Origin of the sequence: Mycobacterium sp. (assembly GCF_035697385.1) — a bacterium.
In the GTDB taxonomy this organism is placed as follows: domain Bacteria; phylum Actinomycetota; class Actinomycetes; order Mycobacteriales; family Mycobacteriaceae; genus Mycobacterium.
Genome location: NZ_DASSCY010000226.1, coordinates 1 through 22,493, shown reverse-complemented (window position 1 = coordinate 22,493; position 22,493 = coordinate 1). Strand labels below are relative to the sequence as shown.

Annotated in this window: 29 protein-coding genes; 13 read left to right on the top strand and 16 right to left on the bottom strand. The window is 66.7% G+C overall.

The features are described 5' to 3' along the window. Positions 1–5: 5 nt before the first annotated feature. Positions 6–1,028, bottom strand: a complete 1,023-nt coding sequence (fgd, locus tag VFH65_RS19205; protein ID WP_353323583.1) for a glucose-6-phosphate dehydrogenase (coenzyme-F420) — start codon at positions 1,026–1,028, stop codon at positions 6–8. Between the two features lie 35 nt (positions 1,029–1,063). On the opposite strand from fgd, the gene VFH65_RS19200 reads away from it, so the two are divergent. The 3 genes from VFH65_RS19200 to VFH65_RS19190 are packed head-to-tail and all read left to right on the top strand — an operon-like array spanning position 1,064 to position 2,199. After that, a complete protein-coding gene (locus VFH65_RS19200; protein ID WP_353323582.1) occupies positions 1,064–1,810 on the top strand; it encodes an MBL fold metallo-hydrolase in 747 nt (248 codons plus the stop codon). Further along, positions 1,807–1,995: a hypothetical protein gene (locus tag VFH65_RS19195; RefSeq protein ID WP_353323581.1), complete on the top strand. Its 189-nt coding sequence runs from the start codon at positions 1,807–1,809 to the stop codon at positions 1,993–1,995. The genes VFH65_RS19200 and VFH65_RS19195 overlap by 4 nt, the downstream gene beginning before the upstream one ends. A gap of 3 nt (positions 1,996–1,998) precedes the next feature. Further along, positions 1,999–2,199, top strand: a complete 201-nt coding sequence (locus VFH65_RS19190) for a dihydrofolate reductase family protein (RefSeq protein ID WP_353323580.1) — start codon at positions 1,999–2,001, stop codon at positions 2,197–2,199. Here the strand turns inward: VFH65_RS19190 and VFH65_RS19185 are convergent. The 3 genes from VFH65_RS19185 to VFH65_RS19175 all read right to left on the bottom strand — a co-directional run bounded on the left by VFH65_RS19185 (position 2,181) and on the right by VFH65_RS19175 (position 4,151). Then, positions 2,181–2,471 (bottom strand): hypothetical protein, encoded by a 291-nt coding sequence (locus tag VFH65_RS19185; RefSeq protein ID WP_353323594.1) that lies wholly within the window; start codon positions 2,469–2,471, stop codon positions 2,181–2,183. The two genes, VFH65_RS19190 and VFH65_RS19185, sit on opposite strands and share 19 nt — an antisense overlap. Positions 2,472–2,535: 64 nt before the next feature. After that, positions 2,536–3,651 carry an LLM class flavin-dependent oxidoreductase gene (locus tag VFH65_RS19180; protein WP_353323579.1) on the bottom strand — a complete coding sequence of 372 codons (1,116 nt, stop codon included), beginning with the start codon at positions 3,649–3,651 and terminating at the stop codon, positions 2,536–2,538. Next, entirely contained in the window at positions 3,648–4,151 is a 504-nt protein-coding gene (locus tag VFH65_RS19175; RefSeq protein ID WP_353323578.1) for a GNAT family N-acetyltransferase, read from the bottom strand. Before VFH65_RS19175 ends, VFH65_RS19180 begins: the two co-directional genes overlap by 4 nt. Positions 4,152–4,288: 137 nt before the next feature. Here VFH65_RS19175 and VFH65_RS19170 point away from each other — a divergent pair, with 137 nt between their 5' ends. Continuing rightward, positions 4,289–5,149: an SDR family oxidoreductase gene (locus tag VFH65_RS19170; RefSeq protein WP_353323576.1), complete on the top strand. Its 861-nt coding sequence runs from the start codon at positions 4,289–4,291 to the stop codon at positions 5,147–5,149. 49 nt (positions 5,150–5,198) lie between these two features. Here the strand turns inward: VFH65_RS19170 and VFH65_RS19165 are convergent, their stop codons facing one another. The 6 genes from VFH65_RS19165 to VFH65_RS19140 are packed head-to-tail and all read right to left on the bottom strand — an operon-like array spanning position 5,199 to position 9,324. Beyond that, positions 5,199–5,621, bottom strand: coding sequence for a hypothetical protein (locus VFH65_RS19165; protein ID WP_353323575.1), 423 nt, complete (start codon positions 5,619–5,621; stop codon positions 5,199–5,201). Continuing rightward, positions 5,622–6,851 (bottom strand): O-succinylhomoserine sulfhydrylase, encoded by a 1,230-nt coding sequence (locus VFH65_RS19160; protein ID WP_353323574.1) that lies wholly within the window; start codon positions 6,849–6,851, stop codon positions 5,622–5,624. Continuing rightward, positions 6,848–7,261: a rhodanese-like domain-containing protein gene (locus tag VFH65_RS19155; protein ID WP_353323573.1), complete on the bottom strand. Its 414-nt coding sequence runs from the start codon at positions 7,259–7,261 to the stop codon at positions 6,848–6,850. Before VFH65_RS19155 ends, VFH65_RS19160 begins: the two co-directional genes overlap by 4 nt. Before the next feature lie 19 nt (positions 7,262–7,280). Beyond that, the gene (locus VFH65_RS19150) at positions 7,281–7,688 is read right to left on the bottom strand and encodes a lumazine-binding protein (protein ID WP_353323593.1); all 408 of its coding nucleotides are present in this window, start codon (positions 7,686–7,688) and stop codon (positions 7,281–7,283) included. Between the two features lie 43 nt (positions 7,689–7,731). After that, entirely contained in the window at positions 7,732–8,994 is a 1,263-nt protein-coding gene (purT, locus tag VFH65_RS19145; RefSeq protein ID WP_353323572.1) for a formate-dependent phosphoribosylglycinamide formyltransferase, read from the bottom strand. Positions 8,995–9,015: 21 nt separating this feature from the next. Continuing rightward, a complete protein-coding gene (locus tag VFH65_RS19140; protein WP_353323571.1) occupies positions 9,016–9,324 on the bottom strand; it encodes a UBP-type zinc finger domain-containing protein in 309 nt (102 codons plus the stop codon). A gap of 42 nt (positions 9,325–9,366) precedes the next feature. Between VFH65_RS19140 and VFH65_RS19135 the strand changes: the two genes are divergently transcribed. Further along, complete coding sequence (locus VFH65_RS19135) at positions 9,367–10,956, top strand: Na+/H+ antiporter (protein ID WP_353323570.1); 1,590 nt, start codon at positions 9,367–9,369, stop codon at positions 10,954–10,956. Here the strand turns inward: VFH65_RS19135 and VFH65_RS19130 are convergent. After that, the gene (locus VFH65_RS19130) at positions 10,943–11,434 is read right to left on the bottom strand and encodes a MarR family winged helix-turn-helix transcriptional regulator (RefSeq protein WP_353323569.1); all 492 of its coding nucleotides are present in this window, start codon (positions 11,432–11,434) and stop codon (positions 10,943–10,945) included. The two genes, VFH65_RS19135 and VFH65_RS19130, sit on opposite strands and share 14 nt — an antisense overlap. A gap of 64 nt (positions 11,435–11,498) precedes the next feature. On the opposite strand from VFH65_RS19130, the gene VFH65_RS19125 reads away from it, so the two are divergent. From VFH65_RS19125 to VFH65_RS19110, 4 genes are read left to right on the top strand one after another with little or no spacing between them, the layout of a single operon-like run. Then, positions 11,499–13,577: an MMPL family transporter gene (locus tag VFH65_RS19125; RefSeq protein ID WP_353323568.1), complete on the top strand. Its 2,079-nt coding sequence runs from the start codon at positions 11,499–11,501 to the stop codon at positions 13,575–13,577. Further along, positions 13,531–14,325 (top strand): alpha/beta fold hydrolase, encoded by a 795-nt coding sequence (locus tag VFH65_RS19120; RefSeq protein WP_353323591.1) that lies wholly within the window; start codon positions 13,531–13,533, stop codon positions 14,323–14,325. The genes VFH65_RS19125 and VFH65_RS19120 overlap by 47 nt, the downstream gene beginning before the upstream one ends. Positions 14,326–14,334: 9 nt before the next feature. Continuing rightward, complete coding sequence (locus VFH65_RS19115; protein WP_353323566.1) at positions 14,335–15,537, top strand: cytochrome P450; 1,203 nt, start codon at positions 14,335–14,337, stop codon at positions 15,535–15,537. After that, on the top strand, positions 15,534–15,725 hold the full coding sequence (locus tag VFH65_RS19110; protein WP_353323564.1) for a ferredoxin: 192 nt from the start codon (positions 15,534–15,536) through the stop codon (positions 15,723–15,725). Before VFH65_RS19115 ends, VFH65_RS19110 begins: the two co-directional genes overlap by 4 nt. 83 nt (positions 15,726–15,808) lie before the next feature. Here VFH65_RS19110 and VFH65_RS19105 read toward each other — a convergent pair whose 3' ends face one another. The 3 genes from VFH65_RS19105 to VFH65_RS19095 all read right to left on the bottom strand — a co-directional run bounded on the left by VFH65_RS19105 (position 15,809) and on the right by VFH65_RS19095 (position 18,478). Beyond that, complete coding sequence (locus VFH65_RS19105) at positions 15,809–16,450, bottom strand: hypothetical protein (RefSeq protein WP_353323563.1); 642 nt, start codon at positions 16,448–16,450, stop codon at positions 15,809–15,811. Continuing rightward, on the bottom strand, positions 16,447–17,082 hold the full coding sequence (locus tag VFH65_RS19100) for a PaaI family thioesterase (protein ID WP_353323561.1): 636 nt from the start codon (positions 17,080–17,082) through the stop codon (positions 16,447–16,449). The genes VFH65_RS19105 and VFH65_RS19100 overlap by 4 nt, the downstream gene beginning before the upstream one ends. Positions 17,083–17,179: 97 nt before the next feature. Beyond that, on the bottom strand, positions 17,180–18,478 hold the full coding sequence (locus VFH65_RS19095) for an adenylosuccinate synthase (protein WP_353323560.1): 1,299 nt from the start codon (positions 18,476–18,478) through the stop codon (positions 17,180–17,182). Positions 18,479–18,606: 128 nt separating this feature from the next. Between VFH65_RS19095 and VFH65_RS19090 the strand changes: the two genes are divergently transcribed. The 3 genes from VFH65_RS19090 to VFH65_RS19080 are packed head-to-tail and all read left to right on the top strand — an operon-like array spanning position 18,607 to position 20,883. Beyond that, positions 18,607–19,131, top strand: coding sequence for a hypothetical protein (locus VFH65_RS19090; protein WP_414688454.1), 525 nt, complete (start codon positions 18,607–18,609; stop codon positions 19,129–19,131). 35 nt (positions 19,132–19,166) lie between these two features. Continuing rightward, a complete protein-coding gene (locus VFH65_RS19085; protein WP_353323557.1) occupies positions 19,167–19,946 on the top strand; it encodes a site-2 protease family protein in 780 nt (259 codons plus the stop codon). 40 nt (positions 19,947–19,986) lie between these two features. Then, positions 19,987–20,883: a cation diffusion facilitator family transporter gene (locus tag VFH65_RS19080; protein ID WP_353323556.1), complete on the top strand. Its 897-nt coding sequence runs from the start codon at positions 19,987–19,989 to the stop codon at positions 20,881–20,883. Positions 20,884–20,907: 24 nt separating this feature from the next. On the opposite strand, the gene VFH65_RS19075 is transcribed toward VFH65_RS19080, so the two are convergent. Continuing rightward, entirely contained in the window at positions 20,908–21,324 is a 417-nt protein-coding gene (locus tag VFH65_RS19075) for a DUF3151 domain-containing protein (RefSeq protein ID WP_353323554.1), read from the bottom strand. A gap of 91 nt (positions 21,325–21,415) precedes the next feature. Here VFH65_RS19075 and VFH65_RS19070 point away from each other — a divergent pair, with 91 nt between their 5' ends. Next, a complete protein-coding gene (locus tag VFH65_RS19070; RefSeq protein WP_353323553.1) occupies positions 21,416–22,309 on the top strand; it encodes a DUF4878 domain-containing protein in 894 nt (297 codons plus the stop codon). Here the strand turns inward: VFH65_RS19070 and VFH65_RS19065 are convergent. Beyond that, a partial coding sequence (locus VFH65_RS19065; protein ID WP_353323551.1) for a hypothetical protein occupies positions 22,306–22,493 on the bottom strand: 188 nt, incomplete at its 5' end. The two genes, VFH65_RS19070 and VFH65_RS19065, sit on opposite strands and share 4 nt — an antisense overlap.

The following is a 22,493-nucleotide window of genomic DNA, read 5'->3' as shown; positions in this document are numbered from 1 at the left end:
TCGTATCAGCCGAGCCGCCGAAGTCTCGGCTCCAGATCCTTTTGGAAGAGTTCGAGGAAGCGGCGCTGATCGTGGCCGGGGGCGTGGAACACCAGATGGTTCAGCCCCCACGTCACGTACTGGCCCACCTTCTCGACGGCCTCATCGGGATCTGAGGCGACGATCCAGCGCTTGGCGACCTGCTCGATGGGCAACGCGTCGGCGGCCTTCTCCATCTCGATCGGGTCATCAATGGAGTGCTTCTGCTCGGCGCTCAGCGACAACGGCGCCCAGAACCTGGTGTTCTCCAGAGCCAACTCCGGATCGGTGTCATACGAGATCTTGATCTCGATCATCCGGTCGATGTCCTCGGCGTTGCGCCCGGCCGCCTCGGCGCCTTCTTTCACCGCCGGAATCAGCTTGTCCTTGTAGAGCTCCTCGCCCTTGCCGCTGGTGCAGATGAACCCATCACCGGCGCGGCCGGCGTACTTGGCTACCTGCGGCCCGCCCGCGGCAATGTAGATCGGCACCCCGCCCTCGGGAACGTCGTAAATCGACGCGCCCTTGGTGCGGTAATACTCGCCGTCGAAATCCACCCGGTCACCCAGCCACAGCTCACGCATCAACCTGACCGACTCGCGCAGCCGCGCGTAGCGCTCCTTGAAATCCGGCCACTCCCCCTCGTAGCCGGTGGCGATCTCGTTGAGCGCCTCACCGGTGCCCACGCCCAAGAAGATCCGGTCCGGATACAGACACCCCATCGTCGCGAACGCCTGCGCGATGACCGCCGGGTTGTAGCGGAACGTCGGGGTCAGCACCGACGTGCCCAGCACCAGCCGCTCGGTACGCTCCCCGACCGCCGCCATCCACGCCAGCGACCACGGCGCGTGACCACCCTCATGGCGCCACGGCTGGAAATGATCGCTGACCGTCGCGCTGTCCATGCCGTGCGCCTCGGCCTCAACAGCCAGCTCCACGAGTTCCCGCGGGGCGAACTGCTCCGCCGACGCCTTATATCCCAGTTTCAGTTCAGGTTTGAGGTTAGCCACGTGATCGTTTCTACTCCACTGCTTAGACTCGCGAGATGGCGCCAGCATTGACGGCCATCACCGACCATGTGCATTTCGCCCAGACCGACCTTGTCAACTGGACGCTCGTCACTGACGGCGACGGCGTTCTTCTGATCGACGCCGGGTTTCCTGGCCACCGCGACGATGTGCTTGCGTCGGTGCGGCAGCTCGGGTTCGGCGTCGACGATGTGCGCGCGATCCTGTTGACGCACGCGCACGTCGACCACTTCGGTTCGGCAATCTGGTTCGCGAAAACCCATGGCACACCGGTGTATTGCCATGCCGCCGAGGTGGGGCACTCCAAGCGCGAGTATCTGGAGCAGGCGGGGGCGGCTGAGGTCCTGCCGCGCCTATGGCAGCCGCGGTTCTTGAAGTGGACACTGGCCATTTCGCGCAAGGGCGGGTTGGGGCACGACGGCATCCCGACCACGCAGGCTCTGACCGAGGACATTGCGGCGCAGCTGCCGGGGACACCGATGTCGATTCCCACGCCCGGCCACACCGGCGGGCATTGCTCCTACATCGTCGACGGCGTACTGGTCAGCGGCGATGCCCTGGTCACCGGCCACCCCCTGCTCGCGGGCGATGGCCCGCAGTTACTGCCTGAGCTGTTCAATCACGACCAGGAGGGTTGTGTGCGGAGCCTGGCGGCCCTGGCGATGTTGGACACCGAAGTGCTGCTGCCCGGGCACGGGGCGGTGTGGCGGGGATCGATCCGTGAGGCCGCCGAGAAAGCTGTCGAGCGGGCGACGCCGCGATGAGTTTGCGGCCGGAAGCCAAGCGGTACGCCGAATTCGCGGATCGCACACCGCATTACGTGCTGACCCGCACGATGAGAGACTTCGATTGGCCGGCAGCAAGGCCGGCGTCGGACTGGGGGCACCTCCCGCTTGCGGGGGACAACGAGATCGCGGCGCTACGGGATCAGCCCGGGGGCGATATCTAGGTCGTGGGTGGCGCAACGACGGTTCGTAGCTTCATCAACGCTGGGCTGCTCGACGAGTTGCGGCTCACCGTGCATCCGATGCTGGTCGGTGAAGGCGCGTCGTCGTTCGACGGCATCTCCGGCGATCACAGCTACGCGATCACCGACATTGCGCGGTTGGCCGACGGCAGTACCCGCGTGGTCTATCAGGCAAGGGTCTCGTAGCCGAGCAGGAAGATCGCGGTCAGGCACAGCCCGCACGCCACCACAACGGTCGGCATCAAAATCATCGCGTCGAGCTCGTCGTCGTCGAGCACGTCATCCTCGAAGCGACCGAAAAGCACACGCGCCACGCCCGTCTTCCGGAAGATGCGCACGAGGCGCCGCACCCCCCTTGTGCTGCGCCTGCGCCCGACGAACGACCGCGACGCCAATCCCACGACGAAGGTCAGCACGGCGGCTGCCAGAAGCAGCCATCCCACCGTCGCCTGCGAGATCGAAACAGTCCACCCCCCGGTGTCACCTGCGCGCCAGCCTATAGGCCGCCGATTACCCGAACGGTCAAATCCCCCAGCGCTTGGCGATCAACTCGTGACTGCGGAGCCGGTCGGCGTGCCGGTGGGTGACCGAGGTGACCACGAGCTCGTCGGCCTCCGTGGCGCGCTGCAGGGTGGCCAGTTTGTCGGCGACTTCGTCGGCGTCACCCACGAATTGTGTTGCGGTGCGGTCTTTCACGACCTCGAGCTGCTCATCGGACAGCGGGGCGACCTTGTCCGGATCCGGATACGGGATCGCGCCATCACCCGCCCGAACCGAATACACCCAATGGCCATAGCTCGACGCCAGATGTTGCGCGGTCGCGGTGTCGTCGGCCACCACGACATCGGCCGACACCACCACATACGGTTCGGATAGCGCGGCCGACGGATGGAACGCGGCCCGGTAGGCGGCGATCGCGTCCAGCGCGGTCGCCGGTGTGATGTGGTAACTCGCGACGAACGGCAGGCCGCGGGCGCCGGCCACCTGAGCGCTTTGGCCCTTGCTGCTGCCGAAGACCCACGGCGTCAGCCCGCAGCCCTCACCGGGCAGAACGTGCGCGTCGACGCCGTCGATGTGATAAGTGCCTGCGAGCATTTCGAGGATGTCGTCGACCTGCTTGTCGAAGTCCGGCGTGAGGGCCTGCGGCTGCTGGAGGACCGACATGCGTGCCCGCAGCCGGGGGTTGCGCATCAGGGCGCTCAAGTCGAACGGCGGCGGGACGACGACACCGTCCACGACGCGCCATTCTTTGGGCGGCTTGGGCTTTGGTTTCGATTCGCCTTCCTTGAGCGCCTCGCGGCGCCGCTGACCGGACCGTCCAACGCCGAGGTCGATCCGCCCGGGATGGAACGCGTCGAGCATGCCGAAGCTCTCGACCACCGCGACGGCAGTGGTTTGACCCAGTTGCACCGCGGCGGCACCCACCCGGATCCGTTCGGTGGCGGCGACGATCTGACCGATCAGCACGGCAGGCGATGTGCTTGCAACGGCGACGAAATGATGTTCGGCGATCCAGTAGCGCTTGTATCCCCACTGCTCGGCGTGCTGGGCGAGGTCGACGGTGTTGCGTAGCGCCGTTGCGGCATCGGAGCCCTGCGGAATCGGCGCGAGATCGAGGATGGAGAGCGGCACGGTCATGGGAGCACCTTCTGGAATGCGATCGGGTAGACCTCGCCCTCGGCCGGCAGCGGCTCGGCCAGTCGGGAGTATCCGGATGACAGGTACAGCGCCTCTGCTTCGGGCTGTCGATCACCCGTCGTCAGATAGACGCGGCGGTAACCGCGGGCCGCGATCTGGGTCTCCAGCTCGGCCAGCAGCGCCTTCGCGTGGCCTTGGCGGCGGTGCCTGCTGTCGGTCCAGATGCGCTTGAGCTCGGCGGTGCTGTCGTCGAACCGTTGGAATCCGCCACCGGTAACGGGATGCGCGCCGAGAAGTCCGATCACCAACCCGCCGTGGGGTGGTGCGAACTCTTCGGCGGGGTGCATGCGCAGCCACCTCGAGACACCCCGCTCGGTGCCGCCGTATCGGGTCGCGTATTCGACCGCCAGCTCGGCCAGCAGCGGCTCGGCCAGCGGGTCATCCTGGCGGACCGCGACGAAGCGGAGCCGGTTCAGGGCTGCGGGTGTGCCTTGTGACATCACCTCAATGTCTAACGCCGATCGCCGGGCCGCATTCCAGAGTCGGCGATTCGCTCACGATGGATGGAAATAAGCGCAGGTGGTTCGGCGGCAGCACCCCTTCCCGCACAAACTTGACACGTGTAAAGTTTGGCCGCATGGACACCATCAGGGGCAAAACCATCGCGATCACCGGCGCCGCCCGTGGCATCGGCTTTGCGACCGCTAAGGCACTGCTGGGGCGCGGCGCGCGCGTGGTCATCGGCGACCGGGACGTGGCACTGGGAGAATCAGCCGTCGCCGGGTTGAGCAATCTCGGCGAGGTGTCGGGCTATCCCCTCGACGTCACCGACCGGGAATCCTTCGCCACGTTCCTCGACAAGGCCCGCACGGACGGCGGCGGGCATATCGACGTGCTGATCAACAACGCAGGCGTCATGCCGATCGGCCCGTTCCTCGAGCAGTCCGAGCAGGCGATCCGCTCTTCGATCGAGGTGAACCTGTACGGCGTGCTCACCGGCTGCCAGTTGGCACTGCCCGACATGATCGCGCGCCGAAGTGGGCACATCATCAACATCGCCTCGTTGTCCGGTCTGATCCCCGTGCCAGGCCAAGTCGCTTACGTGGGCGCCAAGTTCGGTGTGGTGGGGCTGTCGGCCGCACTGGCCGACGAGATGGCGCCGCATGGCGTCGAGGTGTCAGTGGTGATGCCGCCGTTCACCAACACCGAGTTGATCGCGGGCACGAAGAGCGGCGGACCCATCAAGCCGGTGGAGCCTGAGGACATCGCCGCGGCCGTCATCAAGACTCTGTTGAAGCCGAAGACCCACGTCTCGGTGCCTGCGCCGCTTCGATTCACCGCGCAAGCCGCGCAGATGCTGGGCCCGCGCGGAAGACGTTGGCTGAACAAGCGTTTGGGGCTCGACAGCGTGTTCCTGGATTTCGATGTCAAGGCGCGGCAGAGCTACGAGCAGCGCGCCCAGGCCGCGCAAGGCGTGGTGGAGGGGCGCGACAAGTAGCGGTGCGCGCTGCGGTGGAGGATGAACATTGCGCCGAGAGTCCGGCCAACTACGACTGGTCAAAGGTCGGAGGCGGATCACCGATGCGATATGCCTCGATGGCTTCGACGTGCTCGACGAACCCCTCCGGCGTGAACTCGCTGTCGTCGGCGGTTCCGACGAGCATCAGATGGACGATCTCGGCATCCTCGTCGGCAGACATCCAGATCGTCGTCACGGGCGCGAGGTCATCCCCGTCCACGTCTGCGGCCGAAGGGCCGTAGACCCAGAAAGCAAACTCGTCATCCGATTCATCCTCGTTGAATTCCCAGCCGCGCTGGGTGATTCGCTCATCGAAGGCTTCGAGATCGGTGGCGATAGCGGCTTGCGTGGTCACAAGTTCGTCGAGGACATCGGCCGGTAACCAGTTCGCGGTCCGGCTCGCCTGCCGCTTCTTGCGACGGGCTTTCTTCGCATCGGTTTGCCGCGACATCTAGCTGAGGGCCTGGTCGAGATCGCCGATCAGATCGTCAGTTCCCTCCAGCCCCACCGAAATTCGCACGACGCCGTCGCCCAGCCCGATCGCGGCGCGACCCTCCGGGCCCATCGCCCTGTGCGTGGTTGTCGCCGGATGGGTGATCAGCGACTTGGCATCGCCAAGGTTATTCGAGATGTCGATCAGCGCCAGCTTGTCCAGAACCTCGAAGGCCCGTTGCTTGCCGTGGTCCGACGGAGCGGCCAGCTCGAACGTCACGACCGTGCCGCCACCGGTCATCTGCCGCTTCGCCAGGTCGTACTGCGGATGCGATTCCAGGAACGGGTATTTCACCCAGCTCACGGCCGGATGCTTCTCCAGGAACTCGGCGACCCGATGCGCCGACGCATTCTGGTAATCCACCCGAACCGCCAGCGTTTCCAGCCCCTTCAGCAGCGTCCATGCATTGAACGGGCTCAAGGCAGGCCCGGTGTGCCGCATGAGTTTCTGAACCGGCTCGTCGATGTACTCCTTCGAGCCCAGGATCGCCCCGCCGAGCACCCGTCCCTGCCCGTCGATGTGCTTGGTGCCCGAATACACCACGACGTCGACGCCCAACGGAAAGCCCTGCTGCAGGATTGGCGTGGCAAATACGTTGTCCAACACCACTTTTGCACCAGCAGCATGTGCCAGATCGCAGACCGCCGCGATGTCGACAAGCGACTGCATCGGATTGGACGGTGTCTCGAAGAACACCGCCTGGGTGGGCACCGACAGCGCCTCTTCCCATTGCGACAGGTCGTCGCCGTCGACGAACACCGTCTCGATGCCCCAGCGCGGCAGGATCTCGTTGCACACCACAAAACACGAGCCGAACAGGCTGCGCGCGGCCACCAATCGGTCACCTGCCGCCAGCAGCGCACCCAGCGACGTGAACACCGCCGCCATGCCGGTGGCCGTCGCAAAGCACGCAGGCGCGCCTTCGATCAGCCGGAGCCGCTCCTCGAACATCGAGATCGTCGGGTTGCCGTAGCGCGAGTAGACGTACCGGTCGATCTCGCCAGTGAAGGCCTTCTCCGCTTCCGCCGCCGACGAGTAGACGTACCCCGACGTCAGGTACATCGCCTCCGCGGTCTCTTCGAACCCCGACCGCAACAGACCGCCCCGCACACCGATGGTGGCCTGGCTGACGCCGTCAGGAAGTTCGGCAGGCCGACGAACCGACGGCACCTCGTCGCCCGAAGTCATGACTGCTTCCAGGGCAGGCCGACAGCCTTCCACCCGGTGCTGCCGCGATGCTTCTGCTCGTCGAGGTCGCCTTCGAATCCGTCCAGCATGTTGTACGACGGGGCGATTCCGGCCTCGGTCGCGGCTTCAGCGGCGCCGATCGAGCGATTGCCGGAGCGACAGAGGAAGACCACCGGACGGTCGCCCGGCGTGACACCTGCCGCCTTCAAGTCGTCGACGAAGGCGTCGTTGTGCGTGCCGTCGGTGCGGTTCCATTCGATGTAGACGACCTCGCGCTGCATCGACGACAGATCCGGCACCCCGACGAACTTCCACTCGGCGTCCGTGCGGCAATCGACGAGAACGGCCTCGGGGTTGTCGCTCAGAACCTTCCAGGCCTCCCCAGGCGTGATGTCTCCGGCGTAGCTCACGCTCGTGAGTCTCCCACAATCAGCTGGGGCCGATCGAGCAGACCTTCCACGCTCCGTCCTCGCGCGCGAATGTCGTCCCAACACCGGTTTTAGTGTCCGGTGCCCTGTCGAAATGATAGGTGACGGTGGCAGTGGCGCGGTCGCCGTCGATCACCACATCGGTGACGTCGTCGACGAACCGTTCCCCACGCTTGGCCACCGAATCCCGTTGGCGCGCCAGCATATCGGCCTCGTTGCCCTGCTGTGCCCGGCATGTGTAGTCGCGAAAGTCGGCGTAGTCCTTGCGTTGCAGCGCGTCGTTCTGGCCGACCGCCGCCCGACCCACCTGCTGTTCCTCCGACAGGCCGTCGCCACCGAAGATGCTGAACAGCCCAATTGCGATCACGACGACCACAATGATCGCCAGCGCGGCCAAGAACGGCGTCATTGTCGGCCGGTCTGCCGCCTCGCCGGGCTCCGAAGTCACCCCGCTACCAGAGTTTTCGCAGGGCCGTCGCAACCCGGCGGGCTCGGTCCCTGGCGACGATCGGGTCCGGGGCGGTGGCCAGCGCAACCCCGAGCCGTCGCCTGCCGTCGGTCTCGTCGGGCCGGTTGAACAGCCGGACATCGCTTTCGGCCACGGCCAGTGCCTCGGCGAGCACCGCGCCAAGGCCGTCGGCCTTGATGCCGGTTGATTCCGCCCCAGCGTAGGTGACTTCGGCTGCGGCTGGCGAAATCATGATGGTGTCCACCGACAGCCCGAGGATCGCTCGCGCGTGCAGCTCGAACTGCGAAAGTCGTTGCGAGCGCAGCGTTACCAAGCCGCTGTCGTACGGCCGGGGGCGGACGTTGTCGAAGTACACCTCGTCACCGCGCACCAGCAGCTCGACTCCGAAGACACCGCGACCGCCAAGCGAGTTGACGATGCGCGCCGCGATCGACTTCGCAGCATCCAGCGCCGGGGGTGACATCTGCTGCGGCTGCCAGGACTCCAACACGTCGCCCTCTACCAGGCGGTGACCGATCGGCTCGCAGAAATGCACCGCCGGCCCCGTCGGTCCGGTGGTGCGGATGGTGAGCAGCGTGACCTCGAAGTCCACCTCGACGACCGTCTCGGCCATCACCCTGTTGTGCGGTATCCGGCCCGCGGCGACCGCCCTGTGCCACGCCGGCTCGACGTCGTCGAGACGCAGCAGCACCGACTGGCCATCACCCGGTGCCACGGCGGCCGGCTTGACCACCAGCGGGAATCCCGCGTGCTGCGCCACCGCCGTCAACTCCTCGGCGGACCCGGCGAACCAAAACGGCGCGGTGGGCAGGCCCAGTTCGTCGGCCGCCAGCCGTCGCAGTCCCTCCCGGTCGATGGACAACCGGGTACTGCGCGGCGTCGGGAAGACCTCGATGTTGCCGCGTTCGGCGACGGCGATCAGCGCATCGGCGGCGATGACACCCGCTTCGGCCACCACGTAGCGGGGGCTTTCTTTCTCGATGAGCGCGGTGAGCTCCTCGGCATCGTTCATCTTGATCACCGCCGACCTGTCGGCCACGCCCTGCGCCGGCGCATCGGCATAGCGGTCGACGGCGATGACTTCGGCGCCCAGCCGCTGAAACGCCAGGGCCAATTCGCGGCTCAGTTCACCGGAGCCCAGCAGCATCACCGTGGATCCGCGCTCGTCGACCGTGGCGGTCGGCTCCGGTGGGGTTTGGGGCGCGGAGCCAGTCTCGGGCAGCTCGCCTTCAGTCGTTTCACTCATCGCGCTCAGCCTGCCAGATGCTCAGCCCAGCCGGACATCGATGTAGCACCACCGCCAGCTCTCGCCCGGCTCTGCCGAGCGCATCACGGGATGACCGGTTTGATGGAAGTGTTCTCCCGCGTGGCGGTGCGGGCTCGAATCGCAGCAGCCGACGTGACCGCAGGTCAGGCACATGCGCAAGTGTGCCCACGTGGTCTCGCCGAGTTCCGCGCAGCCCTCGCACTCACCTGGCGTCCTGGGCTCGGGGGCATCGATTCCGGCCGCGAGGTGTTCGCATGTGTCGGGGCCCGCCGCGGAGTGCGCATCGCGCCGACGTGATCTCCTCAGCATGTTGACCAAGGATACGGACGAAGAACACGGAGGTTCGGCGACGTGGGTGCCTCACTGCTTGCGGTTTTGGTGGTGTCGGTCCTGTTGGCCGCGGTGGCACGCCGGTTCGACGTGTCCGCTCCGCTTGCGCTCGTCGTTGCGGGTTTGGCACTCGGGCTGATCCCCGGCTTCAAGGAGATCGAGCTCGACCCCGAGCTCGTGCTGTACGTGCTGCTGCCGCCGCTGTTGTGGTCGGCCGGCCTGGAGAGCAGCTACGTGGCCCTTCGCCGGAACGTCCGGCCGATCGGGCTGCTGGCGGTCGGCCTGCCGCTGGCGACGACGTTCGCGGTCGGGTTCGTGGCGTACAAGACGGTGCCGGAGCTGACCGTCGTAGCGGCGCTCACGCTTGGCGCGATCGTCGCGCCGCCTGATGCCGTGTCGGCCACGGCCGTCGGACGCCGGCTCGGGCTGCCTCGCCGCATCATGACCCTGCTCGGCGGCGAGAGCCTGCTCAACGACGCGACCGCGCTGACCGCCTACAAGGTGTCGCTCGCTGCGGCCATCGGCACGGCCGCCAGCTGGGGCGACGGGCTGAAAACCTTCGCGCTCGCGGCGGTCGGCGGCATCGCCGTCGGCGCGGTGCTCGGCGCCGTCATCTCGCTGATCCGGTCGCATCTCGACGATCCGCTCGTCGAGAGCGCACTCGGTCTGGTCGCGCCGTTCGTCATCTACCTGGCCGCCGAGGAGCTTCACGGCTCCGGCGTGCTCGCGGTCGTCGTGGCCGCGCTCATCCTCGGCCAGCGCTCCACCCGCGCCAGCTACGCGACGCGGCTACAGGACACCGCGGTGTGGAAAGCCGTACAGCTGGTGCTGGAGTCGTTCGCGTTCCTCATGATCGGTTTGCAGCTGCCGATGGTGGTCAGCGAGCTGGAAGGAATCTCGGCGTCGGTGATCGCGATCTCGTCGGCAGCAGTGTTGGCGACGGTGATCGTCGTGCGGATCGTGTGGGTGTACCTGTTCGCCTACGTGCCACGGCTTGTGTCGGCGCGCATTCGTCGCAGCGAACCGGCGCCGACGCCGGCGCAGGTGTTCGTGGTCGCGTGGGCGGGAATGCGCGGGGTGGTGTCGCTGGCCGCGGCGTTCGGCGTTCCGATGACGACGTTGTCGGGCGCACCGTTCCCGGGACGTCCGCAGCTGGTGTTTCTCACCTTCGTCGTGGTGATCGGGACACTGCTGCTGCACGGGCTGACCCTCCCGTGGCTGATTCGGCGACTCGGTGTTCAGGGCGACGAGGCGAGCAGTGACGCGATCGCGGTCGCCGCCGCCCAGGACAAGGCCGCGCGGGCTGCGGCCGAGCGGCTCGACGACCTGCTTGCAGAGCAGGCCAGCACCGATGTGCATCAGCGTGCTGCGGATGTGTTGCGCGGCTGGAACACCCGCAGACGCAACTCCGCGTGGGAGCGGCTCGGCCGCGACGACGCGGACATCGGCGAAAGCCCGGCATCAGCGTTCCGCAGGCTGCGGCTGGAGATGCTGGCGGCCGAACGCGCGACATTCATCGCCGAACGCGACAGTGGCCGCATCGACGACGAGGTGCTGCGGTCGGTGTTACACGGTCTCGATCTCGAGGAAGCGACGCTCAACCGGGGGTAGCGGTTTCCTCCAGTTGGGCGCGGAACGCGCGCATCGCGCCGGCGAGTGCCGTGAACGTCCGGTGCGCGGCGGCGAGGTCGTCATCTCCAATCCCTGCCAGCGCCTGGCGGGTGTGTTCGGCCAGCGGTGTGAAGAACCCCCGCGCTACGTCCATGCCGTGGTCGGCGACGCGCAAGATGACCTTGCGGCGGTCGGCAGGGTCGGATTCGCGGCGAAGATGGTCCGAGGCGATCATTCGCTCGACCAGATATGTGATGGCCGCACCTGACATGCCCATCCGCTGGCGCAACTCCCCCGCCGTCAGCGGCGATCCCGCCGTCTCGGCCACCATGATGTGCAGCAAGGCACGAAAGTCGTTGGCGGCCACGTCATGTCGGCTCGCGAAGTGCCGTCCGATTTGATCCGACTCCGCTGTCAACGCCCTCACATCGGCGGCCATCAGCGACTCGAGTGCGGCACGGCCGGCGGCCTTAGGCATGGGGAGCATCATAACGGAGGATTCTTCAGTTGATTAACTGTTAAGTATCTGAAATATTGGTTTCATGTCAGGCCGCTTGTCGTGGGTGCTGGCGCTGGTGGTGGTCGCGGTCTCGGGCGTGTTCATCGGCCTGGTCGGCAGCGGCGAGTCCAGTGAGCAGTCGCCGGTGGCGGTTCCGGCGACCGCCGAGTCGGCGCGGGCCGACGCCCTGCGCACCCAGTTTCCCGATGGCGACCGCGTTCCCGCGATTGTTGTGCTCACCCGGCGTGACGGCGGTGCGCTCAGTACGGCGGATCTGAGCGCCGTCAAGCAGCAGCCCATGCAGGTCTCTGCCGATGGCCGCGCGGCGATCGCCACCGTGCCGCTGGACGCCGGGCTCTCGGGGTTCGCACTCAACGACGCCGTCAAGGAACTTCGGCAGAAGTCCGCCGACGCGCTGCCATCCGACCTGCGCATCGAGGTCACCGGCGGACCCGCATTCGGCGCCGACATCGCGAATTCCTTTGCAGGGGCCAACGTCACGCTGCTGGCGGTCACCGCCACAGTAGTGGCGCTGTTGCTGATCGTCACGTATCGATCTCCGGTGTTGTGGCTGGTGCCGTTGGCAGTCATCGGGTTCGCCGACCGCGTCGCCGCAGTGGTTGGCACCGCTGTGGCCGACGCCGTCGGCATGAATCCGGACGGGTCGACGTCCGGGATCACCAGCGTGCTCGTGTTCGGGGCCGGCACCAACTACGCGTTGCTGCTCATTTCGAGGTATCGAGAAGAATTGGGCCGCAATGATACTCACCGTGCCGCACTGCGCGTGGCGGTGCGCCAGGCCGGGCCGGCGATCCTGGCAAGCAACGCCACCGTCGTACTGGCGCTGCTGACGCTGGTGTTCGCGTCATCGCCGAGCACCCGCAGCCTGGGGGTGCAGGCGGCATCCGGTCTTGTGGTGGCGGCCGTCTACGTGCTGGTTGTTCTGCCGCCACTGCTTGCGTTCTTCGGCAAGCGGCTGTTCTGGCCATTCATCCCGCAGCAGGGCGCCAAACCCCTTACTGACAGCGGAGTTTGGCATCGTATCGCCTCTTGGGTGGCCCGCAGGCCGGGTCGCGTCGCCGTGGTGGCCATCGCCGGTTTGGCGGCGTTGTGCACCGGTTTGCTGACCACACCTATCGGGCTGTCGCAGACCGAACAATTCCGGATACAGGCCGAGTCGGTCACCGGCTATCAACGGTTGGCCGAGCACTTTCCCAGCGGGCTGACGGATCCGACCCGAGTCGTCGGTTCCACCGACCGCGCCGACGAGATACATCGCTCCATCTCCGGCACCGACGGCGTGGTGTCCGCCAATCCGACCGGAGCCGCCCCGAGCGGCCTTTCCCAGTGGTCGGTGGTTCTGGAAGCCGAACCCGCCTCCGACGACGCGTTCAAAACCATTGATGCACTGCGGAATTCGGTGCATGCCGCCGATCCGAGTGCGCTGGTCGGCGGCTCCGATGCCCAGGCCCGTGACGCCAGCGCGTCGGCGGGGCGGGACCGGCTGATCCTGATCCCGCTGATCCTCGCCGTGGTGCTGATCGTGCTCTACGTCTTGCTGCGCTCAGCGCTGGCACCGTTGATCCTCGTGGCGGTTACGGTGCTGAGCGCGCTTGCGGCGCTTGGTGTTGGCGGCTGGGCGAGCGTGCATTTGTTCGGCTTTCCCGCGCTGGACAACACCGCGCCGCTGTTCGCGTTCCTGTTCCTGGTGGCTCTCGGCGTGGACTACACGATCTTCCTGGTCACCCGTGCCCGCGAAGAGACGGCGTCGCATGGAGCCGCCCCGGCGGCGACATCCAGTCACGGTACTACGGACGGAATCGTGCGGGCGGTTTCGGCCACCGGCGCCGTCATCACGAGCGCGGGCATCGTGCTGGCCGCGGTGTTCTGCGTGCTTGGGGTGCTACCGCTGATCGTGCTCACCCAAGTGGGCATCATCGTGGGCCTCGGCATCCTGCTGGACACCTTCGTCGTGCGCACAGTGGTGATCCCCGCGCTGTTCACGCTCATAGGACCACGCATCTGGTGGCCGGCCCTACGCGCAGAGGGCTACCGTTCGGGTGGTGAAAGAACACATGGTCGACACCGCGCTGGGGCGGGTGAGGGTGCAGACCCGCGGTAGCGGTGAGGCGATGATGTTCTGGCCGAGCCTGCTGATGACCGGCGATATGTGGGCGGCGCAGGCCGACCACTTCAGCGCGGAGCGGCAGGTGATTCTGGTCGACCCGCCAGGCCACGGCGGCAGCGAGAAGCTCACGGGCACATTCACTTTCGATGACTGCGCGCGCTGCATCGTCGATATTCTCGACGGCCTCGGTGTTGAACGCACTCACTTCATCGGCAACTCGTGGGGCGGGATGATCGGCGGCACGTTCGCGGCGATGCATCCCGACCGCGTCGGCCGGTCGGTCCTGATGAACTGCACCGCGTCGGCCGCGGGCGCGCGCCAGAAGATCGAGTACGGATTCCTGCTTCGGATGGCCAAGCTGCTTGGCGGGATACGGCCTCCGTTGACACGTTCGGTGCTCAAGGCCTTCCTCGGCCCGACGACGTTCGCGACCCGCCCCGCTGTCGTCGACTTCGTGCGGAACAAAGTGCAGGCGGTGGACATCAACTCCAGCGCCTGGGCGGTCAAGAGTGTGGTGCCGAACCGGCCGGATCAGCGTGCGCTGCTCTCGCGGGTGACGACGCCTGTTCTGGTGGTCGCCGGGGCGGAGGACGCGACGTTTCCGCTGATCGAAACGCTCACGATGGCCGAGGCGATTCCGGGCGCGGCGACCGCGGTACTCGAAGGTGTGGCCCACCTCGCCGGGCTGGAGAACCCATCGCTCGTCAACAAGCTTATCGAGGGGTTTGTTTTTCGCGAGTAGCTTCGTTGTATGACCCAAGCTGCGGAGCTGCCGCTGCACATGAGGCGCGATGCGTTCAACCCGACGAAGGAACTTCGGGAGATCCGTCAGACCGCGGGCGTGCGCACGATCGTCAACTCGTTCGGCATGGAGGTCTATCTCGTCACCCGGTACGACGACGTCAAGGAAGTGCTGTCGGACCACCAGCGGTTCTCCAACGGCCGGCCACCCGGCTTCGTGGTGCCAGGCGCGCCCGACGTTTCGGCAGAAGAACAGGCCAGTGCGAACGCGGGCAACCTCCTCGGGTTGGACCCGCCTGAGCACCAGCGGCTGCGTCGCATGCTTACCGGGGAATTCACCGTCAGGCGGATGAAGCGGCTCGAACCGCGGATCCTCGAGATCGTCGATCAGCACCTCGACGCGATGGAAACCGCAGGGCCACCAGTGGATTTGGTGGAGAGCTTCGCGCTGCCGATCCCGTCGTTGGTGATCTGCGAGTTGCTGGGCGTGCCGTACGAGGACCGCGAAGGCTTCCAGCGACGGTCTGCCCGCCAGCTCGATCTGTCGATCCCGATTCCGGAGCGGCTGGAGCTGGCCCGCGAGGGCCGCGAGTACATGGCGGGGTTGGTCGCCGGAGCTCGCCGAAACCCCGGCGAGGACATGTTGGGCATGCTGGTGCGCGAGCACGGCGACGAGCTCACCAACGACGAGCTGCGGGGCATCGCGAGCCTGCTTCTGCTCGCCGGCCACGAGACCACGTCGAACATGCTCGGCCTTGGCACCCTGGCGCTGCTGCGCCATCCCGAGCAGCTGGCAGCCGTCCGTGACGACGCCGACGCCGTCGCGCCCGCCGTGGAAGAGCTGCTGCGCTGGTTGTCCATCGTGCACAGCGCGATCCCCCGCATCACCACCACCGACGTCGACATCTCAGGCGTGCACATTCCGGCCGGGCAATTGGTGTTCGCCTCGTTGCCGTCGGGCAATCGGGATCCGGGCTTCATCGACTCACCCGAAGTGTTCGACATCGGCCGCGGCGCGATCGGTCATCTCGCGTTCGGACACGGAGTGCATCACTGCCTCGGCGCCCCACTGGCACGGATGGAGATGCGGATCGCATTCCCCGCGCTTCTACGCCGGTTCCCGATGCTGGCGCTGGCCGAGGACTTCGATGACGTGCAGTTCCGGTCGTTCCACTTCATCTACGGTCTGCGGTCGTTGGAGGTGAGCTGGTGAGGGTCGAGGCGGACCGCGACGTGTGCATCAGCGCGGGCAATTGCGTGATGGTGGCCGCCGCGGTGTTCGATCAGGACGACGACGGGATCGTCATGGTGCTTGTCGACGAGGTGCCCGAGACCGAGGAACAGCATGTGGAAGAAGCCGTAAAGCTTTGTCCCTCACAGGCTTTGCGGCTGGCGGACTGACCGTCACCCCCGTCGCAACGTGATATCACCTGCGATACCACGTTCAGACAGACCATATGGTCACCACCGGTGACTGCTGTGACTCAGCTGCCGCGCTTATCGCGATCGAGCTCGATGACTCCTGCGCGAACCAGCAGCAGCACGCTGACCACCAAGACCCACGTTGGGAATGCCAGCACCAGCCACATGGTGATGTCGCTGGCCAGCAACAGCCCAACCGCCACAACGTAAGTCACCCCGACGAGCCAGCGCGGCATCAGGCCCGTCTTCAGCCAGATGGTGGCCAGCGAAATCATGAACACCGCGGCCATCCGCAGCGCGTAGGTCTTGCTGAGTGTCAGCAACAACGCCTGCCCGAACACGGCGCCTTCGGAACCGCTGTGCACCAGCGCCACGCCTACCGCTGACGAGGTGAATGTCATTGCCAAAAACAGCAATCCGCTGCCGATGAACACCGACGAGAAGAACTTGTCTTCGAAGCCACCGAAGCCGTCACGCACCACTCCGATGAACCACAGGAACGCGATGCCCGCGAACGGAATCAGGATCGAGGCGATCCTGATCCGGTCCCCTGCGGCGTCGACCCACTGTGTGCCAGGTTCGGCGCCTTCGGGCAGGGCAAGGCGGATCAAGATGAGCGCGGCGCCGAACAACAGCGCGAACAGAACACCCGCAAGCGCCGCCGCTCGCGGCGTCGAAAGTCGCTGCAGCTGCGGCGAACTCATGGCTGCCCGGGCAACAGCCGAATCATGAGACCGTTGGCCTCCGCGAGCAGGTTCTCCTCGGGATCACGCAGTTCGGCGTTGACGAACGCCTTGCGGCCTTCGGTCTCACGCACCCAGCCGCGCGCGATCAGCGGTGTGTCGATCGGGGTCACCCTGCGGTAGTCGACGTGCAGGAACGCGGTGCGGCTGATCGGACGCCCCGCCGCGTGGATCACCATGCCGAACACCGAGTCGAAAAGCAGCGGCAGCACACCGCCATGCACGGCATAGTTGCCGCCGACGGCGAACCGGCTGAATTGCACGCTCAATTCGACGCCGTCGGGCTCGAACTCAACCACCCGGTACGGCGGCATCAGCAGGCTGCCCGCGCCAGGCAGGCTCGGCACCCGATTGGCCGGTCCGACACCTTCGGCCGCTTCGAACGGATCGAGCAGCTTGACTAGCTCTTCCGCACGGTCGGCGGCCTCTTCCCAGGTTTCGGTGTCGGGGTTCGCCGACACCGCCAGATCCTGTGCCCGGCGCATCGCGATCAAGAACCGCGCGAAGCCAGGACCCGGTTCGGCGGGTTTGAAGTTGGGGAATCCGCCGTGTCGGTCGTAGTCGGGGTCGACGAGTCTGGGATCTTGGGTCATGCCTCGACTCCCGCTCGTCCCCTGCCCTGCGGGCGTGGGCCCACCGGTCCTCGCTCGTTCCTCGCTGCGATCCTCACTCGCGGTCGTCTTCGGGTCGTCACGACCGCGCCGCCAGCACGTCGCGGCGCACAATGGTCTGATCGCGGCCGGGCCCGACGCCGATGCACGAAACATGAGCCCCGGCAAGCTCTTCCAGCCGCAGCACGTAGTCGCGGGCCTTGGCGGGCAGATCGTCGAACTCACGCGCGCCGGAGATGTCTTCCCACCAGCCGGGCAGTTCCTCGTAGATCGGCTCGGCGTTGGCGATGTCGGACTGGGTCATCGGCATGTCGTCGACGCGCTTGCCGTCGACGCGATAACCCACGCACACCGGCACGGTTTCGAGGCTGGACAGCACGTCGAGCTTGGTGAGGAAGTAATCGGTGATGCCGTTCACCCGGGTCGCATACCGTGCGATGACCGCGTCGAACCAGCCGCAGCGGCGACGCCGGCCCGTCGTCACACCGACCTCGCCGCCGGTCTTGGCCAGGTACTCGCCGCTCGCGTCGAACAACTCGGTGGGGAACGGACCCGACCCAACGCGGGTGGTGTAGGCCTTGAGAATCCCGAGCACCGCCGTGATGCGGGTGGGCCCGATGCCAGAGCCGACGCACGCGCCGCCCGCAGTTGGATTCGACGATGTCACAAAGGGATACGTGCCGTGGTCGACGTCGAGCAGCGTGCCCTGCGAGCCTTCCAACAGCACAGTCTCTTCGTTTTCCAGCGCGTCGTTGAGCAGATACCTGGTGTCGGCGATGCGGTGCTTGAATCCCTCGGCCTGGGCCAGCAGGCTCTCGACCACCTCCGCCGGGTCAAGCGCCTTGCGGTTGTAGATCTTGACCAGCACCTGGTTCTTTAACTCCAGTGCGGCCTCGATCTTTTGGGACAGTCGCGATTCGTCGAGCACGTCGGCGACGCGGATCCCGATGCGGGCGATCTTGTCCTGGTAGCACGGGCCGATACCGCGGCCGGTCGTGCCGATCTTCTTGCTGCCGGCGTAGCGCTCGACAACCTTGTCGATTGCGACGTGGTACGGCATCAGCAGGTGGGCGTCGGCCGAGATCAGCAGTTGTTCGGTGTTGACGCCGCGGTCTTCCAGACCCTTCAGCTCGGTCAGCAACACACCCGGATCGACGACCACGCCGTTGCCGATGACGTTGGTGACGCCGGGCGTCAGGATGCCCGATGGGATGAGGTGCAGCGCGAAGTGCTCGCCGGTCGGGAGCACCACGGTATGACCCGCGTTGTTGCCGCCCTGGTAACGCACGACCCACTGCACACGGCCTCCGAGTAGATCGGTGGCCTTTCCTTTGCCCTCGTCGCCCCATTGAGCGCCGATGAGCACGATTGCCGGCATGGCATAATCTCCCGCTCTATGGCTCCGATTAAGTGTGTGCAGCCGGTGACACACCCTATCCCAGCTGTTTGCGCGGAGCGGCGTTGACTACAGCGGATGTCCTGGTGTTGCTGTTCGGCGACCGTCGGATGCCTCGTCCGCTGCGGGGGCTGACCGTCGGGAGTATCGACGACATCACCGGCTGCCGCAGGGTCATCGTGGTGGGTTCAAACGCCGATCTGGCTTCCGTGCTGACGCGGCTACTGCGCGCGGACCGCCTCGATATCGAAGTGGCGTCCGCGACCAGCTGGTGGCGGGCTCGCCGGACCCGCACCGGTCAAGCCCGCAGGGTGCCGTTGATTCGCGACGAGACCGGAACGGTGATCGTCGGCTCCGCGCAGTGGACCGGCTCTCCCCTGCGTGGCGAGGCTGTGGTCGACGACACGGTGCTGTTCGACGGCGACGTCCCCGGCGTGCGCATCGAACCCACCTCGACGCCGCCCGGATTGCGGGCAGCGGTAACCGGCCGGGGCCGACGGCGGTGGGTGGCGGGGCGCGCCGCGCAACTCGGCACACCCGAGGCGACGGTGGTGCGCGACGGCGTTGCAGCACCGCGGCCTGTCCGCCGGTCGACGTTCTATCGGCACACCGAGGGCTGGCTGCGCGTCGGCTGAGGCGTTTTCCCGGCCGCCGCCGGTAACGTCGACTCGTGAGCATCCGCCCGCTGCACCAATCGGTGCGGCCCAGCCCGATCTTCCTGGCGATCGTCGCGATCACAGCGGTCGGCGGCGTGCTGGCCTGGATTTCCGCCGACAACAACCGCCCGCTGGCCTATGTCGGGGTGTTCATCTTCGTCATCGCGGGCTGGTTGGTCTCGCTGTGTCTGCACGAATTCGCGCACGCCTTCACCGCGTGGCGGTTCGGCGACCACGACGTCGCGGTGCGCGGTTACCTGACGCTGAACCCGATGAAGTACTCGCATCCACTGCTGTCCCTTGGCCTGCCGGTGCTGTTCATTGCCCTCGGCGGCATCGGGCTGCCCGGCGGGGCTGTGTACGTGCGCACGTCGTGGATGACCAAACGGCAGAAAAGCCTGGTCAGTCTGGCCGGGCCGTTCGTCAACCTCGCCTTCGCGGTGCTGCTTCTGGCGCTGACCCGGTTGTTGTGGGACCCGGAGCACTCGGTCTTCTGGGCTGGCATGGCGTTCCTTGGCTTTCTGCAGGTGACGGCCCTGATCTTGAACATGCTGCCGATCCCCGGCCTCGACGGCTACGGCGCGCTCGAGCCGCACCTGAGCCCCGAGACGCAGCGCGCCCTGGCACCAGCCAAGCAGTGGGGTTTCTTCATCCTGCTGATCCTGCTGATCGCTCCGGGGCTCAATCAGTGGTTCTTCGCGGTCGTGGACTGGTTCTTCGACCTGTCGGGTGTCCCCGCCGGCTTGTGGCGGCTCGGTAGCGGGCTGACGCGGTTCTGGTCGGCCTGGTTCTAACGGCTTGCAACATATGCGTGTCTACGCATAGATTGCAGACATGGGTGCCGGACACGACCACAGTCATGGCCGCGATACCCGTGTTTCGCGGATGGTCATCGCCGCGGCGATCCTCACTGCGTTCTTCATCCTCGAGCTGACCACCGCACTGGTCATCAATTCGCTTGCGCTGCTGTCCGACGCCGGCCACATGCTCACCGACCTGGTCGCCATGTTCATGGGCCTGACCGCGGTGCTGCTCGCCCGCCACGGCAGCGCGTCGCCGGCCCGCACCTACGGCTGGCATCGCGCCGAGGTGTTCACCGCGGTCGCCAATGCGGTGCTGCTGCTCGGTGTCGCGGCGTTCATCCTCTACGAGGCCTTCGAGCGGTTCGGTGGCGCGCCGGACGTCCCTGGCGTGCCGATGATCGTCGTCGCGCTGGCCGGGCTTCTCGCCAACGCCGTCGTCGTGCTCCTGTTGCGGTCGCAGTCCAAGGACAGCCTGGCCGTCAAGGGCGCCTACATGGAGGTCGTCGCCGACACCGTCGGCAGCATCGGCGTGCTGATCGCAGGGATCGTGACCGTGACCACCAACTGGCCCTACGCCGACGTCGTGGTCGCGGTGCTGGTTGCGCTGTGGGTGCTGCCGCGGGCGATCTCGCTGGCCCGCTCGGCGCTGCGCATCTTGTCCGAGTCCTCGCCCACCCACATCGACGTCGAGGAGCTCCGCACCGCGCTGCGCGCCGTCGAGGGCGTGACGGAGGTGCACGACCTGCACGTGTGGACGCTGGTGCCTGGCAAGGACATGGTCACCGCGCACCTGACAAGCAGTCGCGATTCGGCGCTGGTCCTCGACGACGCGCGCGCCGTGCTGACCGCGCACGGGCTGGACCACGCGACCGTTCAGGTGGAACCGCCAGAGGGCGCCGCCGACTGCAAGTGCGAAGCCGAGTGGTGAGCGCTTGGGCGAAGAGCGTCTAGCTCAGCCGAGTCCGAGCTCGGCGCGCGCCGCCGGGTCGCAGTCGTCGAGCAGATCAACGCACCGCTGGTACTCGTCGGTCTCGCCGATCGCATCGGCCGCCCGTGCCAGCGCCGCGACACAGCGCAGGAATCCGCGGTTGGGTTCGTGACTGTAGGGCACCGGCCCGAAGCCCTTCCAGCCGTTGCGGCGCAACTGATCCAGGCCACGGTGATATCCGGTGCGGGCATATGCGTAGGCGGTGACGGCCTTGTCGTCGTCCAGCGCTTCCTCGGCCAGGGTTGCCCACGCGACCGATGCCGACGGATGAGCGGCCGCAACGATGGCCGGCTTCTCGGAGGCGGCAAGCTCTGCCTCGGCCGCACTGTCACCGGGAAGCAGTACCGGATCTGGTCCCAGGAGATCACCCATGCGCGTCATGGGGCCTATTGTGCCGTGCGGGGCGCAGCGCCGGCCGAGGCGGCTCGTTAAGCTTCCCGCCGTAGCGTCGTTAGGGAGGACAGCAGCAGGGATGTCGAATCCATCAGGGCCTGAGCAACCGGATGAGGTCGCCGAAGAGGCGACCGAAGCCCGTGACGGAGCCACCGCCGACGCCGAAGAGACCGAGCCCGGGCAGGCCGACGAGCCGGCCCCCGATCCCGAACCCGCCACCGAGGTGATGGCCGTCGACGCCGATGAGCACGAGCCGGCCACCGAGATCATGGCACCGGCCGATCCCACATCCGAGCCCGCCGAGGCCGAACAGCCCGCGGAGCGCCGGTTCACCGCGCCGTCGGGATTCGACGCGGGCACGACGCAGAAGATCGACACCCCCGCCGAGCCGGCCACCGAGGTGTTCGCCGCGCCTGACGCGCCGACGGGACTCGCCCCGGCGGCCACCGGGCAGCAGATGGGTCAACAGAAAGTTGTTGCGCCGCAAGTGATTCCGCCGCGCGGCGATACTCCAAAGCCACCACGAACCCGCCGCAGCTGGGGCTGGGTGGTGGCCCTCCTGTTGGTCATCGCCGCGCTGGTGGCCGTCGCGATCCTGGGTACCGTGCTGCTGACCCGCGGCTCGGAGCCTGCGGTGTCCCAGGAGGACAAGGTCCGCTCGACGATCCAGAACTTCGACGTCGCAATCCAGAACGGCGACCTGGCCACCCTGCGCAGCATCACCTGCGGGCCCACCAGGGACAGCTACGTCACCTACGACGAGCGCGCCTGGGCCGAAACACATTCCAGGGTGGCCGCGGCCAAGCAGTATCCCGTCGTCGCCAGCATCGACCAAGTGGTGGTCAACGGCGACCATGCCGAGGCGAACGTCACGACGTTCATGGCCTATGCGCCGCAGACCCGTTCGACGCGCAGCTTCGACCTACAGTTCCGCGACGATCAGTGGAAGATCTGCCAGGCGCCCGGCAACTAGGGCTGTTGCGACATGGCGTAACACGTGGCGAAGTGTTTCTGGTTGCACGGGATGCCGTTTATGGTTCCGATGCTTCCCGGCGCGGTCACCACGTTGGCGCCCTGCGGCGGAATGACGATGGGCAGCGGAGGAGGCGCGCCTCCGGGACCCTTGGTGCACACGCCGGCCCACCGCTCGACAGTGC

Excerpts from the sequence above, each read along its gene's own strand:
- VFH65_RS19150 (WP_353323593.1), bottom strand. The coding sequence starts at position 7,688 with ATGACGCCGTTCTTGGCCGCGCTGGCGATCATTGTGGTCGTCGTGATC.
- VFH65_RS19080 (WP_353323556.1), top strand. The coding sequence starts at position 19,987 with ATGGGTGCCGGACACGACCACAGTCATGGCCGCGATACCCGTGTTTCG.
- VFH65_RS19140 (WP_353323571.1), bottom strand. The coding sequence starts at position 9,324 with ATGCTGAGGAGATCACGTCGGCGCGATGCGCACTCCGCGGCGGGCCCC.
- purT (WP_353323572.1), bottom strand. The coding sequence starts at position 8,994 with ATGAGTGAAACGACTGAAGGCGAGCTGCCCGAGACTGGCTCCGCGCCC.
- VFH65_RS19130 (WP_353323569.1), bottom strand. The coding sequence starts at position 11,434 with ATGCCTAAGGCCGCCGGCCGTGCCGCACTCGAGTCGCTGATGGCCGCC.
- VFH65_RS19165 (WP_353323575.1), bottom strand. The coding sequence starts at position 5,621 with ATGTCGCGGCAAACCGATGCGAAGAAAGCCCGTCGCAAGAAGCGGCAG.
- VFH65_RS19160 (WP_353323574.1), bottom strand. The coding sequence starts at position 6,851 with ATGACTTCGGGCGACGAGGTGCCGTCGGTTCGTCGGCCTGCCGAACTT.
- VFH65_RS19180 (WP_353323579.1), bottom strand. The coding sequence starts at position 3,651 with ATGACCGTGCCGCTCTCCATCCTCGATCTCGCGCCGATTCCGCAGGGC.
- VFH65_RS19075 (WP_353323554.1), bottom strand. The coding sequence starts at position 21,324 with ATGACGCGCATGGGTGATCTCCTGGGACCAGATCCGGTACTGCTTCCC.
- VFH65_RS19090 (WP_414688454.1), top strand. The coding sequence starts at position 18,607 with ATGCCTCGTCCGCTGCGGGGGCTGACCGTCGGGAGTATCGACGACATC.
- VFH65_RS19100 (WP_353323561.1), bottom strand. The coding sequence starts at position 17,082 with ATGACCCAAGATCCCAGACTCGTCGACCCCGACTACGACCGACACGGC.
- VFH65_RS19120 (WP_353323591.1), top strand. The coding sequence starts at position 13,531 with ATGGTCGACACCGCGCTGGGGCGGGTGAGGGTGCAGACCCGCGGTAGC.
- VFH65_RS19200 (WP_353323582.1), top strand. The coding sequence starts at position 1,064 with ATGGCGCCAGCATTGACGGCCATCACCGACCATGTGCATTTCGCCCAG.
- VFH65_RS19195 (WP_353323581.1), top strand. The coding sequence starts at position 1,807 with ATGAGTTTGCGGCCGGAAGCCAAGCGGTACGCCGAATTCGCGGATCGC.
- VFH65_RS19170 (WP_353323576.1), top strand. The coding sequence starts at position 4,289 with ATGGACACCATCAGGGGCAAAACCATCGCGATCACCGGCGCCGCCCGT.
- VFH65_RS19125 (WP_353323568.1), top strand. The coding sequence starts at position 11,499 with ATGTCAGGCCGCTTGTCGTGGGTGCTGGCGCTGGTGGTGGTCGCGGTC.
- VFH65_RS19175 (WP_353323578.1), bottom strand. The coding sequence starts at position 4,151 with ATGTCACAAGGCACACCCGCAGCCCTGAACCGGCTCCGCTTCGTCGCG.
- VFH65_RS19105 (WP_353323563.1), bottom strand. The coding sequence starts at position 16,450 with ATGAGTTCGCCGCAGCTGCAGCGACTTTCGACGCCGCGAGCGGCGGCG.
- VFH65_RS19070 (WP_353323553.1), top strand. The coding sequence starts at position 21,416 with ATGTCGAATCCATCAGGGCCTGAGCAACCGGATGAGGTCGCCGAAGAG.
- VFH65_RS19115 (WP_353323566.1), top strand. The coding sequence starts at position 14,335 with ATGACCCAAGCTGCGGAGCTGCCGCTGCACATGAGGCGCGATGCGTTC.
- VFH65_RS19095 (WP_353323560.1), bottom strand. The coding sequence starts at position 18,478 with ATGCCGGCAATCGTGCTCATCGGCGCTCAATGGGGCGACGAGGGCAAA.